The sequence below is a fragment of the Mesorhizobium sp. WSM4848 genome (assembly GCF_055811375.1).
The window spans coordinates 54,723-72,422 of sequence record NZ_JBVVPX010000012.1 but is presented as its reverse complement, the minus strand read 5'-3'; the positions used below and the strand labels follow the sequence as shown (position 1 = coordinate 72,422).

Here is a 17,700-nt window from a genome sequence, read left to right as displayed (position 1 = left end):
AATCCGATAGAATGGACCCATGAGCAGGAACGAGGTCATCGAACGGTTGCAGAGAAACGAAGATGCCATCAAAGGCATGGGCGCGACTTCGCTGTATGTGTTCGGGTCGGCGGCGCGGGACGATGCGCATCCGGACAGTGATCTTGATCTGTTCATCGACTATGATCCGGCGCGGCGCTTTTCTCTGATCGACCTGGTCGGGATCAAGCAATTTCTGGAAGAGAAGATGTCAACGGAAATTGACATCACCACACGCGACAGCCTTCATCCTATGTTGAAGGCCGAGATCGAACAATCGGCCGTGCGCGTATTCTGATGGCAGTCCGCCGGATCGAGCCGATCCTAGCCGAGATCATAGCGGCGCTCCGCTCCGTATTAGCTGTCGAGCGCATCCTCGAGGCATCGCGGCGCAAGTAACTGCAGCTGCAACTACCCGTCTTTGCCCTGATGCTGGCCAAACGAGCCGCTTATGCTCGGCGGCGAAATACCGCTTGCAAAATGCAATCAGTCCAGCTAAAAGAAACTGCTTGCATTTCACAACTGGTTTAGAGGGAGGCCCTCATGTCAAAGCTTCGCGTCAACGCATTCACCCTGTCTATCGACGGCTTCGGCGCCGGTCCCGACCAGGACCTGAAAGAGCCGCTGGGCGTCGGCGGGGAAGCCCTGCACACATGGATGTTTGGCACCCGAACCTTCCGCAACATGTCCGGCGAAGATGACGGGTCCACGGATACCGACGACGCGTTCGTAACGCGCAGCTTCGAAAACGTCGGCGCGTGGATCATGGGCCGCAACATGTTCGGGCCGATCCGCGGGCCTTGGCCCGATGACACCTGGAAGGGCTGGTGGGGAGTCAATCCGCCCTACCATGTGCCGGTTTTCGTGCTCACGCACCATCCGCGAGAACCTATCGTCATGGAGGGCGGCACGACCTTCCATTTCGTGACCGACGGCATCCACTCAGCGCTGGAAAAGGCGAAAGCAGCGGCTGACGGCAAGGATGTCCGGCTCGGCGGCGGCGTCGCCACGATCCGGCAATATCTCAGGGAAAAGCTCATCGACGACATGCATCTGGCGATATCGCCGATGCTGCTCGGCTCAGGCGAGAACCTTTTTGCCGGCATCGACATGGTCAAGCTCGGCTACCGCTGCAGCGAGCAGGTCGCGACGCCGAATGCCATGCATGTCATCATCGAGCGCGATTAGGACGTTTCGTTGCTCTGGTGGCGAAAGCCTCGGTGCAGGCCCCATTCTCCCGGGAGCGCTGACTCAATACTTCTCCGGAACATACAGCTCGCGCGGCAGCACCTGGCGCTCATATTCGGGATTAAAGACGCGGTCAGGTAGCGTGATCTCCTCGTGCGGCACCTCCTCATAGGGCATCTGCTTGAGGAGATGATCGATGCAGTTCAGCCGCGCCCGCTTCTTGTCGTTGCCCTCGACGATGAACCAGGGGGCTTCGGAGATGTTGGTGCGGGCGAACGTCTCTTCCTTGGCCTTGGTGTACTGTTCCCAGCGCACGCGCGACTGCAGGTCCATCGGCGACAGCTTCCACTGCTTCATCGGATCATGGATGCGCATCTGGAAGCGCATCTGCTGTTCCTCGTCGGTGATGGAGAACCAGTATTTGACCAGCGTGATGCCGGAGCGGACCAGCATGCGCTCGAACTCCGGCACGTCGCGAAAAAACTCCTCGACCTGGTCCGGCTCGGCAAAGCCCATCACACGCTCGACGCCGGAGCGGTTGTACCAGGAGCGATCGAACAGCACGATCTCGCCGCCTGCCGGCAGATGCGGCACATAGCGCTGGAAATACCATTGCGACTTCTCGCGCTCGGTCGGCGCCGGAAGTGCGACGACGCGGCAGATGCGCGGATTGAGCCGCTGGGTGATGCGCTTGATGACGCCGCCCTTGCCGGCCGAATCGCGGCCTTCGAAAACCACCACCAGCTTCTTCCTGGTGTAAGCCACCCAGGACTGCAGCTTGATCAATTCGGATTGCAGCGTGATCAGGTCGCGAAAATATTGCAGGCGATCCATCGAGGGCGGATGCGCGTTCTTGTAGATCTTCGCGATCTCCAGCGACGACGCCGGCTCCGACATCTCCAGCTCGTAGTCTTCGTCGAGCGTGTCGGCCAGTTCCGCTTCCAGCCAATCCTTGGCGGGAGAATTCTGTTTTGCTTCGGTCATTTATGCTGCTCCGTGCACGCCAGTGTCGGCGTCGGCCTGCCGGCCAAGTTCGAATACCTTGAGCCGACTTGCATACAGGCCGGCAATGACGGTTTTATTGCAGCCGGCCCGCGCGCCGGTCGCGCAACTCCGTGAGATGTGATCGATCAGCCTCCCTGGCATGCACGACAAACGGCTCGAATTGTCCTACAAATGCCAGGTTCCCCGGGCAGCCTTCAGAGCACCCCTTCTCAACGCAATTGCGAGGATCTGACATGCAATACCGCACACTCGGCCGTTCCGGACTGAAGGTTTCGACGCTGACCATGGGCACCATGACTTTTGGCGGCGCCGGCGCATTTTCAGCGGTCGGCAGGACTGATCTCGACGAGGCGCGCCGGATGATCGACCTCTGCATCGATGCCGGCATCAATCTCATCGACACCGCCAATGTCTATTCGAACGGGCTTTCGGAAGAGATCATCGGCGAAGCGCTCGGCGGCAAACGCAAGGGCGATGTGCTGATCGCCTCCAAGGCGCGCATGCGGATCGGCAACGGCCCCAACGATGAGGGCCTGTCGCGCTATCATCTGATCCGCGAGTGCGAGAAGAGCCTGAGGCGCCTCAGGACCGACGTCATCGACATCTATTTCCTGCACGAATGGGACGGCACGACGCCGCTCGAGGAGACCATCGCCGCGCTCGACACGCTCGTCAGCCAGGGCAAGATCCGCTATGTCGGCTGTTCCAACTATTCCGGCTGGCAAGTGATGAAGGCGCTGGGGATCAGCGACCGCCAGCACCAGCCGCGCTTCGTCACCCAGCAGATCCACTACACGCTGGAGGCGCGCGAAGCCGAATATGAACTGCTGCCGATCTCCGTCGACCAGGGGCTTGGCGTGCTGGTGTGGAGCCCGCTCGCCGGTGGACTGCTGTCCGGCAAATACCACCGCGACCAGGCCACCGCCCGCCAGCTCAGCGGCTGGACCGAACCGCCGATCCGTGACGAGGACCGGCTGTGGCGGATCGTCGACGTGCTTGCCCATATCGGCGAGAACCATGGCGTTTCGGCGGCGCAGGTGGCGCTAGCCTGGCTGCTCGGCCGGCCCGCGGTCAGTTCGCTGGTGATCGGCGGACGGACCGAAGCGCAGTTCAAGGACAATATCGCCGCCGCCAGCCTGGTGCTGACCAGCGATGAGCGCGCACGCCTCGACGCTGTGAGCCGCCCGCCGGTTCTCTACCCCTATTGGCACCAGCAGTTCACGGCAAAAGACCGGTTTGGTCCGGCCGATCTGGTTCTTGACCGGGAAGACATCTGACAACGATCCGGATCAAGTCGAAGGTCGCCGCGGGCGGTACCGTGTTCAGCCGGCCTGCCGGCTATCTATGGAGCCGATCGCCCTTTGTGGTGTTGTGTTTGTAGGCCAATGCTCCTAGGCAGGGCTAATAACCCTTTGGATTGCGAAAGGAAGAGATATGGCGCGAGCACCGAATTACGGCCAGGAACGCAAGGAACGCGACCGGCAGAAGGCTGCCAAGAAGGCGGAAAAGCAAGCGGCCAAGGTCGCAGCCAAGGAACGTTCGAAGCCGGAAGACGAGACCACATCCGAGACCGAAACGGAAACCGCAGAGTAGAACTGCAGGACAATCGCTTCATAGTGACAGCAGAAGGGAGCTGTGACGGCAGAAGGGAGTTGGCCGCACCTTGGCTCGCTTTCTGCAACGCTCGAGATTGGCGAAACCCTTGGTGCAGGCCGCTTTCTTCCCGTCACTATACGGGGTGAAATGCCCGTCAGGGCAATGAGGGGCAGCGCAAACCTGAAGCGATTGCCCTTTGGTAAAAGCGCATCGGGCCCGCGAGGCGCTGCGTCTTCAGGCCGGCGACTTGTCGCTGACGAAAACATTCACTTCGCGGGCGGCGGCGATGAAAGCACGCCTTGCGATCATTGCCGGTTTGTCGCCGGCCAGCGCATCATGGCAGGCCTGCAGCGCTTCGCGATGTTTTTGACTGCGCTTGCCGGGCCAGCTGTTGAGGAGGTAATCGGAAGCCTCGCGGGCGGTCCGCAAGAGCTGAGTGCTTCCCGCCGCGCCCTTGACGGTCACGGGTGTTTCAAATCGGTTGTTTTCCATCGCCGCTCTTACGCCATCGCCGCTCGCGAAGCGAGCGCGAAAGTGGTTGCCACCGCAATCAAGCCGCGACGCTGGCAAATCTCCTGGCATGCAGGCCGCGCCGGTTCTTGTGCAATGATGCCCGTCGAGAGACTGCCGGACAGGACAGACATGCCGCACGCCACCCTTGCCACCCAAGGCGCCCACAACATCCATTGGCGCCGCAATCTCGCCGTGTGCTTTGCCGGCTCGTTCAGCACGCTTGTCGCCATGACCTTGCTTCTGCCCTTCCTGCCGCTTTACGTAGAGCAGCTGGGCGCCGAGGGCCACGCGGCTGTTGTGCAGTGGTCCGGCGTCGCCTATGGCGCGACCTTCTTCGCCGCCGCGCTGGTCGCGCCGCTGTGGGGACGGCTTGGCGACCGCTACGGCCGCAAGCTGATGCTGGTGCGCGCCAGTTTCGGCATGGCCGTCTGCATGTCGCTGACCGGCATGGTCGAGACCGTCTGGCAATTGGTGCTGCTACGCCTGTTGATCGGTTTCGCCGGTGGCTATTCCTCGGGCTCGACCATTCTCGTCGCCATGCAGACGCCGAAGGAGCGGTCGGGCTGGGCGCTCGGCGTGCTGTCGGCCGGCATCACCGGCGGCGCCCTCGTCGGTCCCTTGCTCGGCGGCGCGCTGCCGCCCTTGATCGGCATCCGCGCCACCTTCCTGCTCGCCGGCGGCGTCATTTTCCTGGCGTTTCTGGCAACGACTTTTCTCATCAAGGAGAACCCTCGCCCGGCAACCGACAAATCAGCATCGACTGAGAAGGCGAAAGGCGGCTGGTCGCAAATCCCGGACAAGCGCCCGGTCGTCGCAATGCTGGTGACCGGCATGCTGATGAGTTTCGCCACCATGTCGATCGAGCCGATCATCGCGGTCTATGTGCAACAGATCATCGAGGACCAAAGCCGGGTCACGCTGATGTCCGGTGTCGTCATGTCGGCGGCGGCACTTGGCGCCATCCTGTCGGCCTCGCGTCTCGGCAGGCTCGCCGACCGCATCGGCCACTGGAACGTCATCATAGCGGCGCTTGCCGTCTCGGCGCTGCTGCTGATCCCGCAGGCTTTCGTCACGCAGGGCTGGCAGCTCGTTGGCCTGCGTTTCCTGATGGGGCTGGCGCTTGGCGGCCTCCTGCCCTGCATCACCAGCGTCATCCGCCACAATGTCCCGGACGGCGTCGGCGGCAATGTGCTCGGTCTGTCGATCTCGGCGCAATATGTCGGACAGGTCGCCGGGCCGCTGCTCGGCGGCTTCATCGGCGGTCATTTCGGCATGCAGGCGGTATTTCTCGGCACGTCGGTGCTGATGGCGAGCGGAGCGGCGTATAACTGGCTGGTCCAGACGCGCCGCGCACGCGACATGCTGGTGCGGGCGGACAAATCCTGACACGGTTTGCGGGCCACTTCACGGAGTCCAAGACATGAGCACAGCTGACCACCCAGCAGGCGGCATCGGCCGCATCCTCGTTTTCGTCGGCGGCCTGTGCGGCGCGGCCGGTGTGGCGCTTTCTGCCGCGGCGGCACATCTGGGCGGCGCTTTCGTCGGCACGGTCGCGTCGTTCCTGCTCATGCATGCACCGGTCTTTCTGGCCGTCGGCCTCGTTAGCGCAAACCGGATGCTGCGTCTCGCAAGCCTTATTCTTCTCGTCGGGATCGCCTTGTTCTGCGGCGATCTGCTTGCCCGCGACTTCCTCGGCTCGCGGCTTTTTTCGATGTCGGCGCCGATCGGCGGCACCTTGATCATCGCCGGCTGGCTGGCGGTTGCGGCCTCGGCGCTGAAGCGGCCGCGCTCCTGAGGCGGCCGGATTCGGTTTCCGCCAAACGACGGTCAGTCAGACGATGGCCACTTTTGCCGGCGCTCGGGCCGGACCGGCAGGTCGCGATTGCGTGCCGCCGGCTTGGCCAGGCGCCGCTGCTCCGGCCTGTCGATGGCCGGCGAGATGCCCCAATAGTTGCGATAGATCTCTTCGAACAGATGGTTGATCGGGTGCATGGCTTGGTTTCCTCTTCGATTTGAGAATTGAATCGATCCAATCGACAGGCATAAAAAAGGCGCTGCCGATCAGCTCCGCTTACGCTCCACGAGAAAACGCAGATCGCGGATCCACGGGCTGGCGCTGCCGCGACGCGTCCGGGTCACCGCCTTCGAAATTATGCTCCAGTCGTTGCGATAGATGTCTTCGAACAGATAATTGACGGGGTGCATGGCTCGCTCCTTCCTGAATCGATCCAATGACGACACTCAATTGGATCGATTCAAAGCTAGGCCTGGACCCCGCTGATGTCAAGCAAGATTTGAATCGATCCAACAAAGATGCTAGATAGCAAGCTGGAGCAGAAAAATGGCATCATCAAGCGAAAGCAATACCAGACCCATCCGGCTGGCAGACATCGCCAAGGCCGCCGGGGTCTCGCACGGTACCGCCTCCAACGTGTTCAGCCGTCCGGAGATCGTACGCGAGGAAGTCCGCGAACGGGTCAAGGCGGCGGCCGAGGCGATGGGCTATGCCGGCCCCGACCCGAAGGGCCGGCTGCTGCGCGCCGGCAAGGTCAACGCGATCGGCGTCGCCACGACCGAGCCGCTGTCCTATTTCTTCGACGATCCCTTTGCCCGCGCGATGATGGCCGGCATCTCGGAAGCATGCGACGCCACCCGCGCGGGAATAGCGCTGGTATCGGCCGGCAACGAGGAAAAACTTGCCTGGAACATCCAGAGCGCGCTGGTCGACGGCTTCATCCTGTTCTGCATCGAGGGCGGCTCACGGCTTGTCGAACTGACGCGCGAACGCAAACTCCCGTTTGTCGCGCTTGAGCTCGGCTTCGACGACGACACTGTTTCGGCGATCGGCGTCGACAATGTCGCCGGCGCCCGCCTGGCGGCGCAGCATCTCGCCGAGCTCGGCCATCGCCGCTTTGCCGTGCTAGCGCTGCCTTTCGCCGACGGCAGCACCGGCCTTGTCTCGCCGGAGAAGGTCCGGACGGCCCTCTACACGGGCACGCGCGATCGCCTCGTCGGCTATTTCGAGGCGTTTTCCCGGTATGGCGTCGATACCGCCGGGATACCGGTATACGAGACCGAAAACGACGAAGCCAGCACAAGGGCCGGCCTCGAAACGATCTTCGCCTCGGCAGCGCCGCCGACCGCCATCCTGGCGATGTCGGACCGGATCGCCATGGTCGCGATCGAATGGTTGGCCGCGCGTGGCATTGCGGTTCCCGGCGACGTCTCCGTCGTCGGATTCGACGGCGTGCCTGACGCCGCACTTTGCGATCCTCCGCTGACCACGGTCGCGCAGCCAATCGCCGAGATCGGCCGCCGGGCGGCGCGAACGATCCTCGATTTCGACGGCACGGTGCGGCGCGAGACGCTTGGCGTCGAGCTTGTCGTCAGGGCATCTTCGGGACCGCCCAAGACAGCCTGAGCCCGACGCTATCGATTCATGCCTGCTGCCATGCCCACGCCGAAGGATGCATGGACCGGCAGCGCCTCGCTGCGGACCGGCTTGCTGTTGCCGCCAATAGCCGACAGCCATTCGAGATAATAGGCGAGCGCGAACTGCATGGCGATGCCGGCGGCGATCAGCAGGCTGTCATAGGCAAATCCACCCGGGTTGATCAGCTTCATCACCTGCGCCGCCATGGCGATCACCGTGCCGGCGATGAAAACCGGCAGCGATCGCTTGCCGAATATGGCGAGCGGATGGTCGCGGCTGGTGCGGAACAGGTTGGAGACCGAAGGAAACGCCACGATCAGATAGCTCACCGCCAGGATGTGCAGCAGCCTCGGCAGCGACAGGAACGTCTTGTCGAAGCCGGTCAGCACCACGGGCAGGTTCAGCCACGACACGTGCCCCCATAGCGGGCTGTGCACCCAGACCAATGCCGTCGCGACATAGACCGCCGACGCGCCGACCAGCCAGCGATTGACCGGAATGGCGCCGCCGCGCCTGATGTGCAGCATGCTCGCCAGGCCGATGTTGAAGAGGAACTGCCACGACAGTGGATTGAGGAACCAGAAGCCGGGCTCAGGGTAATTCGGCGGGGCGATCTGGTAGATCCCGGCAACCAGCCACAGAGTTCCGGACAGGGCGAGCGCCGTGAAAGGCCGGTAGCTGATGAACAGCAGGAAGGTGGGCGCCATCAGCAGCAGCACCGCATATACCGGCAGGATGTTGGTGTAGCCAAGCTGATGGCCAAGCGTGACGATGCCGATCACCACATGTTGCGGGTCCCTGATCAATGGCTCGATGTTGATCAGCGTCAGCATGTCCGGCCGTTTCGCGAACACCGCCGCCGCGCAGAAGATGGCCAGCACCGCCATCGTCGTGACGATGTGGGCGACATAGAGCACTCCGGCGCGGCGCCACAATTTCAATGTCGCCAGGAGCCGGTCTCCGGACTGGAATTTTGAGCCGTAGGCGAGCGCGACGGACATGCCGGAGATCAGCACGAAGGCCTCGGCGGCATCCGAAAAGCCGAAATTTTTGTAGCTCAGGGTCTCGAAAACCGTGCCAGGGACATGGTCGACAAATATGATCAGCAGAGCGAGGGCGCGGAACACGTCAATACGCGTGTCGCGATCCGGGATACGCATGCCGCGATCCGGTGAAATTGGCATGGTCATCGATAAAAGGCCTCAAAGCTGGTTGTTCATGCCGCGATCGATGCGACCGCCGGACGCACCGCTTCGATTCCTCCCGCAGGAGCATATCGGCAAACAAACGGACTGAAATGCGCCCGGTTCAATCAACTTTGAAGGAGTCCGAAAATATTCCGTTTTGAAGCCGGCAAATGAATAAAAACCACACGAAATCAAAAGGATGCAATATGGCCGAAAAACCTCCGGAAGACGGCTTTTTGCGGCGCGACCTGCCGTTTTTCTACCGACTTTATCGGCCCGTGGATGCGAGCGGCGAATGCCTTTTCCTGCTGCACGGATCCGGCGTCGACGAGACGACGCTGGTGGCGCTGGCGCGGCAAATCGCACCGCATGCGGTGTTGGTGACGGTGCGTGGCCGTATCGCCCAGGAGGACGGTTTCCGCTGGTTCGCGCGGATCACGCCGACGCGCTTCGAACAGGAGAGCATCCGCACCGAGGCGGACGCTTTCGCCGGCTTCATCACCGCAGCCGCGAAGCGCCATGGTCTCGATCTCGCCCGGACGATTTTCCTCGGCTATTCGAACGGCGCCAATCTGGTTTCGAGCGTGATGCTGCTGCATTCGGGCCACATCGAACGGGCAGCGTTGCTGCGCCCGATGCCGGTTCTCGACGACGTGCCCCCGGCCGATCTGTCCAAAGCGCGCGTGCTGATCATCGCCGGCGCAGATGATCTGACCTACGCGCCTTTCGCGCCGGCGTTGGTCGCATTGCTCGAATCGCACGGCGCCGCGGTCGACGCCCACACCATCGCCTCCGGGCATGAAATCGGCGACCGGGATGCTGAAATCGTCAGGCAGTGGCTGGCGGGCCCGGCAACCGCGATCGCGCAGGCGAATTGATGAGCCCGTCGCCCTATGCCCGCCCCATCCGGTTCCAGGCGTCCAGCCCGGCGATCTTGTAGGCTTCGGCCAGCGTCGGATAGTTGAAGGTGTTGTTGACGAAGAAATCGACGGTGCCACCGAGATTGATCACCGCCTGGCCGATATGGATCAGTTCGGTCGCGCCCTCGCCGACGATATGCGCGCCGAGCAGCCGGCGCGTTTCGATCGAGAACAGAAGCTTCAGGAAGCCGGTGTTGACGCCCATGATATGGCCGCGCGAGGTCTCGCGGAAGCGCGCCACGCCGACCTCGTAGGCGCCGCCGCCCTCGCGCACCTGCTCCTCGGACTGGCCGACGGTCGAGATTTCCGGCACGGCGTAGATGCCATAGGGAAAGGTTTCCGGCGGCGGCGGCAACGGCACGCCGAAGGCATGGCAGGCGGCCACCCTGCCCTGTTCCATCGAGGTCGAGGCGAGGCTCGGAAAGCCGATGACGTCGCCGGCGGCATAGATGTTCGGCGCGCTGGTCCGGAAGCTCTGCGGGTCGACCTTGATGCGGCCCCGGGAGTCGGCCTCGATGCCGACCACATCGAGGCCGAGCGCGCCGACATTGCCGGTGCGCCCCGCCGCATAAAGCACCATCTCCGAGCGTATGCTGCGGCCGTCGGCAAGCGTCACCTCGGCATGGTCGGGTTTCGAGGCGATCTCCTTGATCGCACTGCCGAGCCGGATCGTCATGCCGCGGTCGCGCATCTGATGGATGAAATCATCGACGATCTCGCGGTCGACGAAATCGAGGATGGAGTCGCGCGGCTCGACCAGCGTGACCGGCACGTCGAGCGCCGAAAAGATCGTCGCGTATTCGACGCCGATGACGCCGGCGCCGATCACCGTCAGCGTCCGCGGCAGGCGCTCCAGCTCCAGCATCTCGTCGCTGTCGAAGACACGGATCGTGTCGAAGGGCACGTCGCGCGGCCGGTGCGGGCGGGTGCCGACAGCGATCAGCGCATGCGCAAAACCGACTTCGCTGTAGTCGCCGGTATCCGTCGTCAGGCTGGCTCTGTTGGGACCGAGAAACTTGACTGTGGCGCGCGCGCTCTTGACCGTGTTGCGCATGAACTGGTGCTGCAGCACCTCGACCTCGTGATCGAGCGTCTTGTGCAGGCGTTCGATCAGATCGCCGACCGAAATATCCTGCTTGACCCGGTAGCCGCGCCCGTAGAAGCCGCGCTCGCGCCAGCCCGAGAGGTTGAGCACGGTTTCCCGCAGGGTCTTCGACGGAATGGTGCCGGTATGCACGGACACGCCGCCAAGGCGCCGGCCCCTGTCGGCCACCAGCACGGATTTGCCGAGCTTGGCCGACTGCACCGCGGCGCGGCGCCCCGAAGGCCCGCTGCCGATCACCAGCATGTCATAGTCCATGTCGCCCTCGCCCGCCGCACTTTGTTGCGCTGCAGCAAACTAACGCCATCGGCGCTGCAAATTCAACCGATCACGGCTGCATTCGGCGTTGCCTCCAGTCGCAGGCCGAAAAAGGCTCGATCTTGATTCCGCCGCAGGACTTCACCATTTCAACATCAGGCGGCCCGCACCCTATCCCGGGCCTGATTGACGAGGAAATGACATGAACGCGCGCGTTCTCGACGGCGAAATCAGCAGGCTCGATGATGTCAGGGCCTATGACGGCGTGCGCACGCGGCGTGTCCTCGCCTTCATCATCGATTATTGCATCGTCGCACTGCTCACCATTCCGTTCGCGATCCTGGTGTTCTTCCTCGGGATTTTGACGCTAGGCCTTGGCTGGATGTTGTTTTCCATCCTCGCGCCGGTCATCGCCATCCTCTACATCTGGAACACGCTCGGCAGCGCCGACCAGGCCACGACAGGCATGAAGATGATGGGGATCCGGCTCGACCGTCTCGACGGCACCCGCATCGACGGGATGACGGCGGTGGTGCATTCGGTGCTGTTCTGGGCCGGCAACGTCATCCTGACGCCACTGGTCCTTCTGGTGTCGCTGTTTGCCGACCGCAAGCGCACGCTGCACGACCTGCTGCTCGGCACGGTGGTCAGCCGCAGTGACCGCTGAAACAGCTTTTCACCAGTCCCCGCGAGCATTTATGTGCAAAGTGAAGGCGTCCGATAGCCACGCTTTCACAATCCTGTTGAATTTTTCGCCGTGCGCGCCAAAGGTATGATGATTCGCAGGAGTGTTTCCAAGGGTCGATGACGCAGCATCCAACCCAGTCGCCGCAGTTCTTCCTGACCGCGCCGTCGCCATGCCCGTATCTTGAGGGCCAGTTCGAGCGCAAGGTGTTCACGCATCTGGTCGGGGACAAGGCATCGGAAATGAACGACCTGTTGACGCAAGGCGGCTTCCGGCGATCGCAGAACATCGCCTACCGGCCGGCCTGCGAGACCTGCCGCGCCTGCGTTTCGGTGCGCATCCTGGCCCAGGAATTCACTGCCAGCCGCAACATGAAGCGGGTGATACAGCACAATTCAGACCTCATCGGCGCCATGCACGACGCGCAACCATCCACCGAGCAGTATTCGCTGTTCCGCAGCTATCTCGATGCCCGCCATCGCCGCGGCGGCATGTCCGACATGACGGTGCTCGACTACGCCATGATGGTCGAGGACACGCATGTCGACACCAAGGTCATCGAATACCGGCGCCGCGGCCCCGACAGCTTCATCACCGGCAAGGGCCAGGGCGAGCTGATCGCAGTCGCTCTCACCGACAAGATGGCCGATGGCCTGTCGATGGTTTATTCCTACTTCAATCCGGACTTCGAGGACCGCTCGCTCGGCACCTTCATGATCCTCGATCACATCGCCCGCGCAAGGGCGATGGGCTTGCCCCATGTCTATCTCGGCTACTGGGTCAACGGCTCGCGCAAGATGAACTATAAGATGCGCTTCATGCCGCAGGAGCATCTCGGCCCGAAAGGCTGGGAACGCTACGACCACGAAGCGGTTTCGCGCTGATCCGCTCTTTCGCCAATCATCCTTAAAACTGCTTCAAGGAGGATGCTTCTGGTTTTCGGCTGCTTGGCTGAAACGCCAGACGCTGGGCCGATTTGCGCCTGCCTCCAAATTCATTGCGAGAACTGCCATGTCGTCCCACAACGATCATCAAAAAGGCCTTCTCATCACCGCCATTGGCGGGCTGACGCTGACCATCGACATTCCACTGATCCGGCTCGCCGACGGCGGCGCATGGACCATCCTCCTGCTGCGCACCGGCACCACCTTGGTCGCGGCGCTGATCATCTGGGCTGTCTGGCGCTCGCTGAGCCGGAACGCGCCGCAGCTCATCCCCGGCTGGTCGGGGCTCGTCGTCGCCCTATGCTACGGGCTGACCTCGGTCACCTTCGTCACCAGCATCTATCACACCACGACCGCCAATCTGGTCTTCATCCTGGCTTTCAACACCGTGTTCGCGGCGCTGCTGTCCTGGCTGCTCCTGAAAGAGCGGCCGCGACTGGTCACCGTGATCGCGATGCTGGTCATGATCGTCGGCGTCGCGATCATCGTCGGCGATTCGGTCGGCACCGGCCACCTGTTCGGTGACCTCATGGCGCTGTGCTCGGCTTTCTTCATCGCGCTGGCCATCACCATCTCGCGCGCCAGCGGCAAGGACATGGGGTTCACTTCGCTCATCGGCGTGATCCCGCCCCTGGCCGTCGCAGCGTTCATGGTTTCGGGCGGAGGGTTCCAGGTGAACGCGCCATGGTGGATCATCTTCAACGGCGCCGTCATCATGCCGATCTCGTTCTTCTGCCTCGCCAACGGGCCGAAATATATTTCGGGGCCGGAAGTGGCGATGTTCTATCTGCTCGAAACCGTGCTGGCGCCGGTCTGGATGTGGATGATCTTTGCCGAGACGCCGTCGCGCAACAGCCTGATCGGCGGCGCGATCCTGATCGTCACGCTGGTCGCCCATTCGCTATGGCAGCTGCATGAGGGGCGAAAGCGCCGCGCCACCCTTGCCGTCCGTCACCCGGCCTGAGACTTCTTCTCGGCAACGATTTCGATCTGCGGCGGCGCCCCTTCGAGTTCCGCCGGTGCTGCGGGGGCAAGCTCATCGGCCAATTCCACCTCGCGCAGCCATTCGCGCCAGATCGCGACCAGCAACGCCATCAGCACCGGACCGATGAACAGGCCAAGAAAGCCCATCGTCTTGACGCCGCCGACCAGGCCGAAAAAGGTCGGCAGGAACGGCAGCTTTATCGGGCCGCCGACCAGCTTCGGCCGCAATGTCTTGTCGACGATGAACAGTTCGACAGCCCCCCAGATGAACAGCGCCAAACCGGCCATCGGCGAGCCGCTGGCGGCGAGATAGATCGAAACAAGCGTGAAGGACAGCGGTGCCCCGCCGGGGATCAGCGCCATGATGCCGGTCAGGGCGCCGAGCGTCACCGGCGACGGCACGCCGGCCAGCCAGTAGGCCACGCCCAGCACCACCCCCTCGCCGATGGCGATAATAGTCATGCCGGTCACCGTCGAGGAAATCGTCGCCGGCACGACGCGTGAAATCCGCTCCCACCTGGTCGGCAGAATGCGTTCGCCGAGACGGTCGACCTGCCCGGCGAAATGCTCGCCGTCGCGATAGGCAAAGAACAGCGCGATCATCATGAACAGCAGCGCCAGCAGAAGGCCGAAGGCGCTGCCGCCGGCGGCCAGCACGCCGCGGTAGATGCTGCCGATGTTGGCGCCGCTGATCAGCTGGATCAGTTCGCCGATGCCGCCGGGATGGCCGAGATTGCGCGTCCACTGCTCGTTCAGCCAGTCGCCGACCACGGGCAGCGTGGCAATCCAGTGCGGCGTCACCGCGCCTTCGCGGTTGGTCTCGATCGCCCAGCCGACCCATTCGCGGACTTCGTTGCTGGCGTAGGCGCCGGCGAGGGCGATCGGCACCACCAGGAAGGTGAGGATGAACAGGATCGCCAATGTCGCGGCGATCGTGCGGTTGCCGCCGACGGCAGCGAGCAGCCGCCGATAGAGCGGCCAGCTGGCAAAGGCGATGACGAGAGCGGCCAGCACCGGAACCAGGAAACCATGAAAGAAATAGACCCCGGCGGCGACGATCAGCACCAGAAGCCACCGCGCCGCCGACAGCGGCGGAATGACGGCGGATCTGACCGGCGTCGACAGGCCGAAGAGGCGCTGCTGCCCTTCCGGTTTCCGAACCCTGGCTTCTTTCAAATGCCCATTTCTCCCAAACGCGTGTGTCCGCGCCTTATGTAGCGATGCTTATGCACCATGATAGTGCAGCAATCGTGACGACATTCCAAATGTTTGGATGGAGGCGCTAATCTCCCCCCTTGAGGGGGAGATGGCCGGCAGGCCAGAGGGGGTCGCCGCGCGTGAAGCTCCAGCTCCTCTGTCGCAATAAGAGGTCGCGTCGCGCCTGAACGTTCCGACCCCCCTCTGTCGCCTTCGGCGACATCTCCCCGTCAAGGGTCCCACTTGGGGGAGATTAGCAGCCTTACCCGAATTTCCCCGTTCTCGGGAATCCCTTCGGCACCATGCGTCCGGCCGAGGCTCGAGCACCGATCCATTCGACCAGCTCTTCACGTGATTTGGTGAAGGTGCGGTCGGCAGAATCCTGCCAGGAGAGACCGCTTGCGAGCGTGAAGGTCTTGAGGTCGAGGACGCCGCCATCCTTGTATTTCTGCAGGCGAATGCCCTTGCCGCGCCCCATCTCAGGGATCTCGGCGAGCGGGAAGACCAGCATCTTGCGGTTCTCGCCGACGATGGCGAGATGGTCGCCGGCGACCGGCATGCAGCGCTGGGCCTCGTCGGGCGCCTTGACGTTCATCACCTGCTTGCCCTTGCGGGTGTTTGCGACGACTTCCTCTTCCGGCACGATGAAGCCGTTACCGTCGTGCGACACCAGCAGCAGCTTGCGCTTGGGATCATGGACAAAGGCGGTGACGATGTCCTGGTCGTTGTCCATGTCGACGATGATGCGGATCGGTTCGCCATGGCCGCGCCCGCCCGGCAGCCGGTCAGCGCCGATCGTGTAGAACTTGCCGCCGGTGGTGAAGACCAGCACCTTGTCGGTGGTCTGGGCGTGGAAGGCGAGCTTGAGGCTGTCGCCCTCCTTGAAGGTCAGCAACGAATGGTCGGTCAGGTGACCTTTCATCGCCCTGAGCCAGCCCTTTTCCGAAACGACCACGGTGACCGGCTCGCGCTCGATCATGGCATGGGCTATGTCGGTCAGGTCATGTTCGGGGGCGTCGGCGAACTGGGTGCGGCGCTTGCCGAGCGCGGTCTCCGGTCCGAATTTCTCGCGGATGCTGGAGACTTCCCACTTGATCGTCGACCACTGCCTGGCGTCGGACGCGAGCAGCGCCTCGATCTGCTTCTTCTCGGTGGTGAGACCGTCGAATTCCTTGCGGATCTCGAATTCCTCGAGCTTGCGCAGGGCGCGCAGCCGCATGTTGAGGATGGCTTCGGCCTGGTTGTCGGTGAGCGACCAGCGCGCCATCATCACTTGCTTGGGCTCGTCCTCCTCGCGGATGATCCTGATCACCTCGTCGATGTTGAGATAGGCGATCAGATAGCCGGCGAGGATCTCCAGCCGCCTTTCGATCTCGCCGAGGCGATGCCTGGAGCGGCGGATCAGCACCTCGCGGCGGTGCTCCAGCCATTCCTTGAGCACGCCTTTCAGCGACAGCACGTTGGGTATCTTGCCGCGCGACAGGACGTTCATGTTGAGCGGAAAGCGGCTTTCGAGCTCGGTCAGCTTGAACAGCGATTCCATCAGGATGCCGGGATCGACCGAACGGCTCTTCGGGACCAAAACGACGCGGATATCCTCGGCACTCTCGTCGCGGATGTCTTCGAGCAGCGGCAATTTACGCGCCATCAGCAGCTCGGCGATCTTTTCGATCAACCGCGCCTTCTGGACGCCGTAGGGGATTTCGGTGACGACGATGCTCCAGGTGCCCCTGCCCTGGTCCTCCTGGCTCCATTTCGCCCTGACGCGGAACCCACCGCGACCGGTCTCGTAGGCTTCGAGGATCGAAGCGCGGCTGTCGACGATGATGCCGCCGGTCGGGAAATCCGGACCTTGGACGAAATCCATCAACGTCGTCACCGGCGCATCGGGGTGCTCGATCAGATGCAGGGCGGCGTCGCAGAGCTCGGCGGCATTGTGCGGCGGGATCGAAGTCGCCATGCCGACGGCAATGCCGGACGAGCCGTTGGCGAGCAGGTTGGGGAAGGCACCGGGCAGCACGACCGGCTCCTCGTCCTCCTCATTGTAGGTCGGCCGGTAGTCGACCGCATCCTCGGTGATGCCGGACAGCAGCTCAGTCGCCACATCGGTCATGCGCGCTTCGGTGTAGCGCATGGCGGCGGCGTTATCGCCGTCGATATTGCCGAAATTGCCCTGGCCGTCGACCAGGGGATAGCGCATCGAAAAATCCTGCGCCAGCCGCACCAGCGCGTCGTAGATCGACTGGTCGCCATGCGGATGGAACTTGCCCATCACCTCGCCGACGATGCGGGCGCATTTGGCGAAGCCCTGGTCGGGGTTGAGCCTGAGCAACCGCATGGCATGCATGATGCGGCGATGGACCGGCTTCAGCCCGTCGCGCACATCCGGCAGCGCACGGTGCATGATGGTCGACAGCGCATAGGCGAGATAGCGCTCTTCCAGCGCTTTCTTCAGATCGACCGGCTCGATGTTGTCGCCACCGCCATCGCCAGGCGGCAAAAGCCTTTTTCCCATGGGCTGGGACTAGCCGAGCGGATGATTCGCGGCAAGAGGCGCCTGAATGGCGCAGCCTCTTGCGCAATACGAACTGGACGCCAGCAACATCACTCGGTTACATCCCGCTTCTATGGCAATGGATCGGATTTGCCTTTCGCCGTGGTTTTCGACCA

19 protein-coding genes are annotated in these 17,700 nt (G+C 62.9%); 11 read left to right on the top strand and 8 right to left on the bottom strand.

Translation table 11 applies throughout. The features are described 5' to 3' along the window. Positions 1–19 precede the first annotated feature (19 nt). Positions 20–316: a nucleotidyltransferase family protein gene (locus AC0L16_RS13775; RefSeq protein WP_473621359.1), complete on the top strand. Its 297-nt coding sequence runs from the start codon at positions 20–22 to the stop codon at positions 314–316. Between the two features lie 245 nt (positions 317–561). Next, positions 562–1,206: a dihydrofolate reductase family protein gene (locus AC0L16_RS13770; protein ID WP_473621358.1), complete on the top strand. Its 645-nt coding sequence runs from the start codon at positions 562–564 to the stop codon at positions 1,204–1,206. Positions 1,207–1,269: 63 nt separating this feature from the next. On the opposite strand, the gene ppk2 is transcribed toward AC0L16_RS13770, so the two are convergent. Beyond that, positions 1,270–2,190, bottom strand: coding sequence for a polyphosphate kinase 2 (gene ppk2 / locus AC0L16_RS13765; protein ID WP_473621356.1), 921 nt, complete (start codon positions 2,188–2,190; stop codon positions 1,270–1,272). Between the two features lie 254 nt (positions 2,191–2,444). Between ppk2 and AC0L16_RS13760 the strand changes: the two genes are divergently transcribed. Next, the gene (locus AC0L16_RS13760) at positions 2,445–3,488 is read left to right on the top strand and encodes an aldo/keto reductase (protein ID WP_473621355.1); all 1,044 of its coding nucleotides are present in this window, start codon (positions 2,445–2,447) and stop codon (positions 3,486–3,488) included. 157 nt (positions 3,489–3,645) lie between these two features. After that, positions 3,646–3,804 carry a hypothetical protein gene (locus tag AC0L16_RS13755; RefSeq protein WP_023798419.1) on the top strand — a complete coding sequence of 53 codons (159 nt, stop codon included), beginning with the start codon at positions 3,646–3,648 and terminating at the stop codon, positions 3,802–3,804. Positions 3,805–4,041: 237 nt separating this feature from the next. On the opposite strand, the gene AC0L16_RS13750 is transcribed toward AC0L16_RS13755, so the two are convergent. Continuing rightward, positions 4,042–4,299 (bottom strand): DUF982 domain-containing protein, encoded by a 258-nt coding sequence (locus tag AC0L16_RS13750; protein ID WP_473621353.1) that lies wholly within the window; start codon positions 4,297–4,299, stop codon positions 4,042–4,044. A gap of 150 nt (positions 4,300–4,449) precedes the next feature. Here AC0L16_RS13750 and AC0L16_RS13745 point away from each other — a divergent pair, with 150 nt between their 5' ends. Then, positions 4,450–5,706: a multidrug efflux MFS transporter gene (locus tag AC0L16_RS13745; RefSeq protein ID WP_473621352.1), complete on the top strand. Its 1,257-nt coding sequence runs from the start codon at positions 4,450–4,452 to the stop codon at positions 5,704–5,706. 34 nt (positions 5,707–5,740) lie between these two features. Then, on the top strand, positions 5,741–6,115 hold the full coding sequence (locus tag AC0L16_RS13740) for a DUF423 domain-containing protein (protein WP_473621351.1): 375 nt from the start codon (positions 5,741–5,743) through the stop codon (positions 6,113–6,115). 32 nt (positions 6,116–6,147) lie between these two features. Here the strand turns inward: AC0L16_RS13740 and AC0L16_RS13735 are convergent, their stop codons facing one another. Next, positions 6,148–6,312 carry a hypothetical protein gene (locus tag AC0L16_RS13735; RefSeq protein WP_473621350.1) on the bottom strand — a complete coding sequence of 55 codons (165 nt, stop codon included), beginning with the start codon at positions 6,310–6,312 and terminating at the stop codon, positions 6,148–6,150. Positions 6,313–6,381: 69 nt separating this feature from the next. Beyond that, a complete protein-coding gene (locus AC0L16_RS13730) occupies positions 6,382–6,525 on the bottom strand; it encodes a hypothetical protein (RefSeq protein WP_473621348.1) in 144 nt (47 codons plus the stop codon). A 136-nt stretch (positions 6,526–6,661) separates the two neighbouring features. Between AC0L16_RS13730 and AC0L16_RS13725 the strand changes: the two genes are divergently transcribed. Next, positions 6,662–7,741 carry a LacI family DNA-binding transcriptional regulator gene (locus AC0L16_RS13725; RefSeq protein ID WP_473621347.1) on the top strand — a complete coding sequence of 360 codons (1,080 nt, stop codon included), beginning with the start codon at positions 6,662–6,664 and terminating at the stop codon, positions 7,739–7,741. Between the two features lie 8 nt (positions 7,742–7,749). On the opposite strand, the gene AC0L16_RS13720 is transcribed toward AC0L16_RS13725, so the two are convergent. Continuing rightward, complete coding sequence (locus AC0L16_RS13720; protein WP_473621346.1) at positions 7,750–8,943, bottom strand: OpgC family protein; 1,194 nt, start codon at positions 8,941–8,943, stop codon at positions 7,750–7,752. A gap of 203 nt (positions 8,944–9,146) precedes the next feature. Here AC0L16_RS13720 and AC0L16_RS13715 point away from each other — a divergent pair, with 203 nt between their 5' ends. Further along, complete coding sequence (locus tag AC0L16_RS13715) at positions 9,147–9,818, top strand: alpha/beta hydrolase (protein ID WP_473621345.1); 672 nt, start codon at positions 9,147–9,149, stop codon at positions 9,816–9,818. Positions 9,819–9,831: 13 nt separating this feature from the next. Here AC0L16_RS13715 and sthA read toward each other — a convergent pair whose 3' ends face one another. Further along, on the bottom strand, positions 9,832–11,220 hold the full coding sequence (gene sthA, locus AC0L16_RS13710; protein WP_473621344.1) for a Si-specific NAD(P)(+) transhydrogenase: 1,389 nt from the start codon (positions 11,218–11,220) through the stop codon (positions 9,832–9,834). Positions 11,221–11,422: 202 nt separating this feature from the next. Between sthA and AC0L16_RS13705 the strand changes: the two genes are divergently transcribed. From AC0L16_RS13705 to AC0L16_RS13695, 3 genes are all read left to right on the top strand, one after another. Continuing rightward, entirely contained in the window at positions 11,423–11,887 is a 465-nt protein-coding gene (locus AC0L16_RS13705; RefSeq protein ID WP_473621343.1) for an RDD family protein, read from the top strand. 137 nt (positions 11,888–12,024) lie between these two features. After that, the gene (locus AC0L16_RS13700; protein ID WP_027154654.1) at positions 12,025–12,789 is read left to right on the top strand and encodes an arginyltransferase; all 765 of its coding nucleotides are present in this window, start codon (positions 12,025–12,027) and stop codon (positions 12,787–12,789) included. A 127-nt stretch (positions 12,790–12,916) separates the two neighbouring features. Then, the gene (locus AC0L16_RS13695; RefSeq protein WP_473621342.1) at positions 12,917–13,813 is read left to right on the top strand and encodes a DMT family transporter; all 897 of its coding nucleotides are present in this window, start codon (positions 12,917–12,919) and stop codon (positions 13,811–13,813) included. Here the strand turns inward: AC0L16_RS13695 and AC0L16_RS13690 are convergent. After that, positions 13,801–15,009, bottom strand: a complete 1,209-nt coding sequence (locus AC0L16_RS13690) for an AI-2E family transporter (RefSeq protein WP_473621340.1) — start codon at positions 15,007–15,009, stop codon at positions 13,801–13,803. The two genes, AC0L16_RS13695 and AC0L16_RS13690, sit on opposite strands and share 13 nt — an antisense overlap. A gap of 283 nt (positions 15,010–15,292) precedes the next feature. Then, positions 15,293–17,545 (bottom strand): DNA topoisomerase IV subunit A, encoded by a 2,253-nt coding sequence (parC, locus tag AC0L16_RS13685; protein ID WP_473621339.1) that lies wholly within the window; start codon positions 17,543–17,545, stop codon positions 15,293–15,295. Positions 17,546–17,700 lie beyond the last annotated feature (155 nt).

Coding starts and splice junctions, on each gene's coding strand:
- AC0L16_RS13730 (WP_473621348.1), bottom strand. CDS start 6,525: ATGCACCCCGTCAATTATCTGTTCGAAGACATCTATCGCAACGACTGG.
- AC0L16_RS13745 (WP_473621352.1), top strand. CDS start 4,450: ATGCCGCACGCCACCCTTGCCACCCAAGGCGCCCACAACATCCATTGG.
- AC0L16_RS13700 (WP_027154654.1), top strand. CDS start 12,025: ATGACGCAGCATCCAACCCAGTCGCCGCAGTTCTTCCTGACCGCGCCG.
- parC (WP_473621339.1), bottom strand. CDS start 17,545: ATGGGAAAAAGGCTTTTGCCGCCTGGCGATGGCGGTGGCGACAACATC.
- AC0L16_RS13740 (WP_473621351.1), top strand. CDS start 5,741: ATGAGCACAGCTGACCACCCAGCAGGCGGCATCGGCCGCATCCTCGTT.
- AC0L16_RS13695 (WP_473621342.1), top strand. CDS start 12,917: ATGTCGTCCCACAACGATCATCAAAAAGGCCTTCTCATCACCGCCATT.
- AC0L16_RS13770 (WP_473621358.1), top strand. CDS start 562: ATGTCAAAGCTTCGCGTCAACGCATTCACCCTGTCTATCGACGGCTTC.
- AC0L16_RS13705 (WP_473621343.1), top strand. CDS start 11,423: ATGAACGCGCGCGTTCTCGACGGCGAAATCAGCAGGCTCGATGATGTC.
- AC0L16_RS13735 (WP_473621350.1), bottom strand. CDS start 6,312: ATGCACCCGATCAACCATCTGTTCGAAGAGATCTATCGCAACTATTGG.
- sthA (WP_473621344.1), bottom strand. CDS start 11,220: ATGGACTATGACATGCTGGTGATCGGCAGCGGGCCTTCGGGGCGCCGC.
- AC0L16_RS13715 (WP_473621345.1), top strand. CDS start 9,147: ATGGCCGAAAAACCTCCGGAAGACGGCTTTTTGCGGCGCGACCTGCCG.
- AC0L16_RS13750 (WP_473621353.1), bottom strand. CDS start 4,299: ATGGAAAACAACCGATTTGAAACACCCGTGACCGTCAAGGGCGCGGCG.
- AC0L16_RS13760 (WP_473621355.1), top strand. CDS start 2,445: ATGCAATACCGCACACTCGGCCGTTCCGGACTGAAGGTTTCGACGCTG.
- AC0L16_RS13725 (WP_473621347.1), top strand. CDS start 6,662: ATGGCATCATCAAGCGAAAGCAATACCAGACCCATCCGGCTGGCAGAC.
- AC0L16_RS13720 (WP_473621346.1), bottom strand. CDS start 8,943: ATGACCATGCCAATTTCACCGGATCGCGGCATGCGTATCCCGGATCGC.
- ppk2 (WP_473621356.1), bottom strand. CDS start 2,190: ATGACCGAAGCAAAACAGAATTCTCCCGCCAAGGATTGGCTGGAAGCG.
- AC0L16_RS13775 (WP_473621359.1), top strand. CDS start 20: ATGAGCAGGAACGAGGTCATCGAACGGTTGCAGAGAAACGAAGATGCC.
- AC0L16_RS13755 (WP_023798419.1), top strand. CDS start 3,646: ATGGCGCGAGCACCGAATTACGGCCAGGAACGCAAGGAACGCGACCGG.